This window comes from Helicobacter valdiviensis (assembly GCF_003245365.1).
Classification (GTDB): Bacteria; Campylobacterota; Campylobacteria; order Campylobacterales; family Helicobacteraceae; genus Helicobacter_D; species Helicobacter_D valdiviensis.
On sequence record NZ_NBIU01000028.1, the window covers coordinates 21,798 to 27,936 of the forward strand.

At 27.2% G+C, this 6,139-nt stretch carries 10 protein-coding genes; 1 reads left to right on the forward strand and 9 read right to left on the reverse strand.

The window, feature by feature from the left end; translation table 11 throughout:
• Window positions 1–344: 344 nt before the first annotated feature.
• Both B6S12_RS08435 and B6S12_RS11705 read right to left on the reverse strand, forming a co-directional pair.
• Window positions 345–572, reverse strand: a complete 228-nt coding sequence (locus B6S12_RS08435; protein ID WP_181451014.1) for a hypothetical protein — start codon at window positions 570–572, stop codon at window positions 345–347.
• 75 nt (window positions 573–647) lie between these two features.
• The gene (locus B6S12_RS11705) at window positions 648–779 is read right to left on the reverse strand and encodes a hypothetical protein (protein ID WP_281267890.1); all 132 of its coding nucleotides are present in this window, start codon (window positions 777–779) and stop codon (window positions 648–650) included.
• A gap of 1,232 nt (window positions 780–2,011) precedes the next feature.
• On the opposite strand from B6S12_RS11705, the gene B6S12_RS08455 reads away from it, so the two are divergent.
• A complete protein-coding gene (locus B6S12_RS08455) occupies window positions 2,012–2,296 on the forward strand; it encodes a hypothetical protein (protein WP_245892629.1) in 285 nt (94 codons plus the stop codon).
• Window positions 2,297–2,631: 335 nt separating this feature from the next.
• Here B6S12_RS08455 and B6S12_RS08460 read toward each other — a convergent pair whose 3' ends face one another.
• The 7 genes from B6S12_RS08460 to B6S12_RS08485 are packed head-to-tail and all read right to left on the reverse strand — an operon-like array spanning window position 2,632 to window position 6,010.
• On the reverse strand, window positions 2,632–3,027 hold the full coding sequence (locus B6S12_RS08460; RefSeq protein ID WP_111230361.1) for a hypothetical protein: 396 nt from the start codon (window positions 3,025–3,027) through the stop codon (window positions 2,632–2,634).
• Between the two features lie 31 nt (window positions 3,028–3,058).
• Complete coding sequence (locus B6S12_RS08465) at window positions 3,059–3,646, reverse strand: DUF6402 family protein (protein WP_245892630.1); 588 nt, start codon at window positions 3,644–3,646, stop codon at window positions 3,059–3,061.
• A gap of 2 nt (window positions 3,647–3,648) precedes the next feature.
• Window positions 3,649–4,131: a hypothetical protein gene (locus tag B6S12_RS08470; RefSeq protein WP_245892631.1), complete on the reverse strand. Its 483-nt coding sequence runs from the start codon at window positions 4,129–4,131 to the stop codon at window positions 3,649–3,651.
• Window positions 4,131–4,292: a hypothetical protein gene (locus B6S12_RS11135; protein WP_181451015.1), complete on the reverse strand. Its 162-nt coding sequence runs from the start codon at window positions 4,290–4,292 to the stop codon at window positions 4,131–4,133. Before B6S12_RS11135 ends, B6S12_RS08470 begins: the two co-directional genes overlap by 1 nt.
• Window positions 4,292–4,903 carry a hypothetical protein gene (locus tag B6S12_RS08475; protein ID WP_002876473.1) on the reverse strand — a complete coding sequence of 204 codons (612 nt, stop codon included), beginning with the start codon at window positions 4,901–4,903 and terminating at the stop codon, window positions 4,292–4,294. Before B6S12_RS08475 ends, B6S12_RS11135 begins: the two co-directional genes overlap by 1 nt.
• A 1-nt stretch (window position 4,904) precedes the next feature.
• Window positions 4,905–5,528: a DUF6402 family protein gene (locus tag B6S12_RS08480; RefSeq protein ID WP_111230362.1), complete on the reverse strand. Its 624-nt coding sequence runs from the start codon at window positions 5,526–5,528 to the stop codon at window positions 4,905–4,907.
• 2 nt (window positions 5,529–5,530) lie between these two features.
• Window positions 5,531–6,010: a hypothetical protein gene (locus B6S12_RS08485; RefSeq protein WP_111230363.1), complete on the reverse strand. Its 480-nt coding sequence runs from the start codon at window positions 6,008–6,010 to the stop codon at window positions 5,531–5,533.
• Window positions 6,011–6,139 lie beyond the last annotated feature (129 nt).

Sequence of the window (6,139 nt, forward strand, 5' to 3'; positions counted from 1 at the left end):
ATTTCTATTTTTACCCCATAGCCCATATATTAATCTTTGAGTTTTGGTTGTAGTTTCACTGATTAAATATACCTTGATTGAAAATAGCCTCATATCTAGCTTTACAAATATTAAACTTACCACACTTTTGGATTGTAAAGCTCTCCATATAAAGATTTTCTTGTAATGTGTAAATTCTAAGCTAAGCATTATTTAGATATGTTGTATATGATTAAAAGATAAGGTTTTGTTACTAGTTGAAATTGCAAAATAAATATATAGTATCTTACCAAGAGCTACACCCATTAAGCCTTAATGGCACGCCTTATTTGTGAAATTAGATAGATAGCATAAGAAATTATAACCTAAATTAAATGTTGTTGGGATTTCTTATTATAGTTTTCTTTTATGCTTGATTTTAATAATGGTAACAATAAGAATAGCAATAAAGATATTAATACCTGCAAAAAGATACCGCCTTTGCCAAACAATATTTTTGCATATACAGTGTTTAATCCTACCAATAAAAGTTTTACTATACAAAATAAAATACCATATGCAAAACTTTTTCTTTTTAAATTGCTATCTTCCATAATGGTTGTTATACCAAGCTGTTTTGAGGCAATTTTTATGCTAAGTTTTCTTAAAATTATAAAAAACATAACTATCTAAAAAATAGCAGTTAATGCTAAGAGTGTCATCAAAGGAGTAAGAAAAAAATCCAAAAGAGCATCTAAGTATGTATAACAATTCATTGTGCCTAAGTTTTCATCAAACTCACAACCAATATTGCTTCTCAAACTATAAAAGTTTTTCTTAGAATAAAGGCAAAATATAACTAGATAAATATCATACATTCTATACAATAATCTTTAATTTTATATCCTTAAGAACTTTTATTTGCAACCATAAAATCACAACCTAAGTGTAAAGTATACAAAGATATTTTTAATTTTTTCATCAAAATACCTATAAAAATATAAACATAAAACATAAAAAAGGGGATAAAATACAATGTATAAGACTCATAATGCAGACTATTTTTATTTGATTATTGTTTAGTGGTTTTATATCGGTTTTATTTTTAATCATTAAAAAACAAATTAATATAAAAACTATGCTTGCGATAATATTCATAAAGAAATTTGCAAACACATAGAGAATAGTAGCTGTAAGGATAAAATCATCTATTTTTATAATAAATGGCAAAAAATAAGAAATACAAAAAACTATCACACCATATACAAAACCACTAATACAGAAAATCAAAACAAAATTTTTGCTTAAATAAAGCTGTTTAATTTTTGGTATTAGTGTAAAAGAGGTAATTAAAATGCCATATAATACCCATGCATTAAGATTTATAAACATAAAAATAAATAGGGTCAATAAATTTTTAAAATTAATATAATCTAAACTCATTAATCTATCCTCACGCTTATAGGCATTGATAGCGGATAGACTTCTATATTTGTAAAAGTAGGGCTAGTAACCATAAATCTAATCCTAGTAAAATAGAATTCCACCAAAAAAGTTACTATAAAAGCCATATAGAAATAATATGCCATTAAATAAACAGACAATGATATAAAAATGTCTTGTTTTATATGCTTTGTTATCTTCTTGCTTTTTGCGTGCTCTATATGCAAGAAAATATATACAACACCACACTAAGAAACAAGGTACTATATTAAAAATGCTAATAATAAAGGGCTTGATTAACTTAGGCTCTCGTGCATATAAAAAATAGCCTAATAAACTACCTAGGACAATACTAGCTATACCACCATACACAATACTTGCAATAAAACGCCTATTTGTGAGGGGTATTTTAAAAAGTAGATGTAACTATCTCAAGATATTTTTAGCAAAAATCCCATAAATGCGATATTAATGCGTATAAAAAGTGCCATTTTAAATTTCTGCAAACAAGTGCAAAAAATCCCAAATATCCCAAAATGTCTGTTTTATCCCAAATAAGTGTTTAAAAGCTGTGTAAAGCTTGGTTAAATGCGCAGACCCAAGCTTTGTGATGGGTAATTTTAATAAAAACAATCAAGAAAATTTATTAGGCATTAAGGCAGTTAAAGAGGAATTATCTAAACCAGCTTATGCAACAGATGTTAAAAGTTATGAGTTTGTGAGCGATAAATACAAGATTTTAGAAAATGGAAACTATATCTATATTCTACAAAGCTTTAAAGCAAAGAGCAATCTTTTAGGAGAATACACTCAAAATGCTCACATTATTTTTGATAATAAAGGCAATGTTATAAAGATTGAATTAAACCAAAATAAAAATTTCTATTTAAACTAATTGTAAGCTAAAATATTTAAGTTTAAGCAATAAAGAAAGATAAAAAGTCGTAAAAATGCGACATTTTATTTTTCTAATGCGACATTTTATTTTTTCGCCGACATTATAACAAGAAAAAGACAAGAATAAAATATTTAAGTTTAAGGTTTAAAGAAAGATAAAATGTAACCAAAAAGTATCATTTTATTTTTCTGTGGTTACATTTTATTTTTTCGCCGACACTATTTGTAAAAAGTTGATATTTCTTATAAGCAATAATTAATACCATAAAAAGTGCATAGTTTGTTACAATACATGTTGTAAATATAAGATTAAAATATATCATAAGTAACATTTTAGTTCCTTAAATATATAATTAATATCCAATAAATAAAAAATAAGCCAATATGGATAAAAAAAGAGCAAATACTTATCGGAATAATCCATAATGAAAATTCATTTGGAACTAGATTTGAATGTGATTGTATAAAAGCTTTTCTTAAAAAATATACCAAAGGTAAAGATAAACTGCTTATATACATTTTTGATAAACTCCATTCTCCGCTAACGCATATAATAACAAAAAGCAATAAATAGGGAAAACCCCAAGCAATCCAAAAATTTTTTGAACACAAGAAATTACGAAAGCTCTGCCATTTGAAAAAGATACAAAGAGATAAAAAAGATAAAATGGCAAAAAATATTATAAAAAATATAGCAACATAAGCCAAAAATCCCCAACCACCAGTCATCAAAATCCTTTATTTATTTTAAATATTCTTTTTAAGCTCTAGTATCTTGTAGAACTAATATATCCTTAAAACTCTTACTTGTTGCAATAAAATCGCAACCCAAATAAAAGAAAGTTTGAGTGTTTTGATAATCTTGATTATAGAGATGATAATACATAGCACCGCGATTTAAGTTGTTTGCTCTATTGTTGCGGTATTTTAATGCTAAAATCTTTTCTTCATCCTCAGTAATTTTAATAATATCTTTATTATAAAAATATTTCAATACCATTGCGACACTTGTTATACAATCAAATACTATTTTTTCATAATCCCATACTCCAACCGTCTGATTTGGACTATCCCTAAAATCAAAGCTATCATCAACATAAGCCTTTATTTGTGTAGGATAGATGGCTATTTCTTTTTCATTCATTTTTATCGCTTCAAAACTATCCAACACATAATAGATTTGAAATTTAGCAGAGAGAGCATAAAGAGCTATAGCTTGATTTGATTTTTCTTTAGAGCTTAGTTTATATTCTATCCCAAATTCCTTATTAGCAATTCCATAAAATTGCATTTGGCTTCTTTTTAAATCACTAGGTTTTATATTATCAAGGAGTTTAGCCCCATTCATTGTTACACTCCATTAAAGAATTTAATTACTTTGTTAGCCAAATCATATGTAAATGTTGCAATACATATTGCATAAAATAGCAAAGAAAATAAAAGATTTAAGCCAAAGAGACAATATTTTTCTTTTTTACTTGGAAAAATATTTTGCTTATTGTTGGATAAAAATTTAAACAATAAAAGGTATATTGTGGAATAAATATTAAAGATCATTGCTCCAAGAAACACTATAGATACAGAATCCATATTAAATTTAAAAAAGAACGATATAATATGAGCCATAATAAAAATAATATAAGAAATAAAACTGCCAATAATCCAATAAACAATGCTTCTATTTTTAAGCAATATTTTGTTTATTTTAGGGATAAATGTCGTGAGAATAAATGGTAATATTGCTGGAATCACAAGCCATAACATAGCAAGACTATAAAGAAATGCTATCAAAATTGCTTTTGGTAGAATTATCAATAAATCTGTAATATTCATCAATCCACCTTTATACTTATAGGCATTGAAAAAGAGCAAACTTCTATATTTTTAAAAGTAGGAGTAAGGTTTCTAAAATCACAACCTAGATTGAAATGTTTCTGTGTTTGTTGGATTTGTATTTGTTGGTAGTTGTGGTTTTGATATATAAGTTTTTGCATTATGGTTTATCCTTGCCTATCATAGATAAGATTCTATATAGAATCTTAGTAAAAAATGACTTATGATTTTTATAGAGGATATAGCTAAGGAGTAGTGCAATTATACTGGGAAAAACCACAACAAGAACATAAAAAGTTATAGTGCGAATCGCCTCATTTCTCTCATCGATTTTAAGATAATATCTATCACACCATGAGCTGATATAATATCCAATAGCATACATCATTACAAAAGAAAGGATAAGTAGTCCAATCCCAATAAAAAATGAAACGATATATCTGCCTAGTCTCTTTGTAAATGAAATCTTTTGCATATCAAAATAAGTATAGATAATAGCATAGAGTATAAAGGTAAGATGTATAATTTGCAAGATAATGGGGATTAAAAACATTTGAAAAATTTCAAAAAGGCTGATAATAGTTGTATCGACAAATATTACCCACATAGCTAAGTATAACAACACTGAAGCTCCAATATGCAGAGTAAGATTCACATATTGAGGCTTATATTTATACAATAAAAGCGTCAGACAATAAAGGGGTAGAAAATAGTATGCAATAAGACTAAGCCCATATATAAAAGGCTCATAATCACCACCAGCAAAAAACATCTTACTTCCCCACTATAAAAGCAGTATCTTGCATTTGCGTATGACTAAAATCCATATCCAAAAATGTAGAGCTATATAAAAAGAAATCTAAGCCTAGATTGAAGTGTTTTTGCGTTAGTTGGTATTCGTGGTTGTAATTGGGGTAAATTTTATTTTGTTTGTTCGCAGGAATTTCATCATATTCCAATCCAATAATATCGGGTATAAAGTCTTTTTGTAGTGCAAAATAATGCCACAATTGACTCTCTGAAACATCTCTATCAAACTTTACCTCATTATAATCCCAAGCACCCACAGGTTGCCCTAACTCTTTTATGCTACCATCTTCATTGAAAATATGATTTTGATCCCTAAAATCAAAGCTATCATCAACATAAGCCTTTATTTGTGTAGGATAGATGGCTATTTCTTTTTCATTCATTTTTATCGCTTCAAAACTATCCAACACATAATAGATTTGAAATTTACCAGAGAGAGCATAAAGGGCTATAGCTTGATTTGATTTTTCTTTAGAGCTTAGTTTATATTCTATCCCAAATTCCTTATTAGCAATTCCATAAATTTGCATATGACTTCTTCTTAAATCACTAGGTTTTATATTGTCAAGGAGTTTAGCCCCATTCATCGTTACATTCCATTAAAGAATTTGACTACTTTGTCAGCTAAATCGTATTTAAATGCTGCAAACCATATTGCATAAAATAGCAAAGAAAATAAAAGATTTAAGCCAAAGAGACAATATTTTTCTTTTTTACTTAGAAAAATATTTTGCTTATTGTTAGATAAAAATTTAAACAATAAAAGATAAATGGATGAGTATATATTAAAAATTACCATACCTAATAACATAAAACCTACATCATGTTCTGCTATTTCTTTTATTGGTAGGTAAAGCATTATATAAGCTATTAGAGTAAGCATAGTATAACCCAACAAACCATAAAGCAACCAATATCTAATACTCTTTTTCTTAAGCAGAATATTTTTAATTTGAGGTATAAGTGTTATAAGGATAAATGGTAATAGTCCTGCCAAAACAAGTTGATACAATACAAGACTATGAGGAAAGAGTATAATCGCACCCACCAATCCCTCTATAAACAACATCAATCTACCTTTATACTTATAGGCATTGATAGCGGATAGACTTCTATATTTGTAAAAGTAGGGCTAGTAACCATAAATCTAATCCTAGTAAAATAGAATTCCACGAAAAAAGTAACTATAAAAGCCATA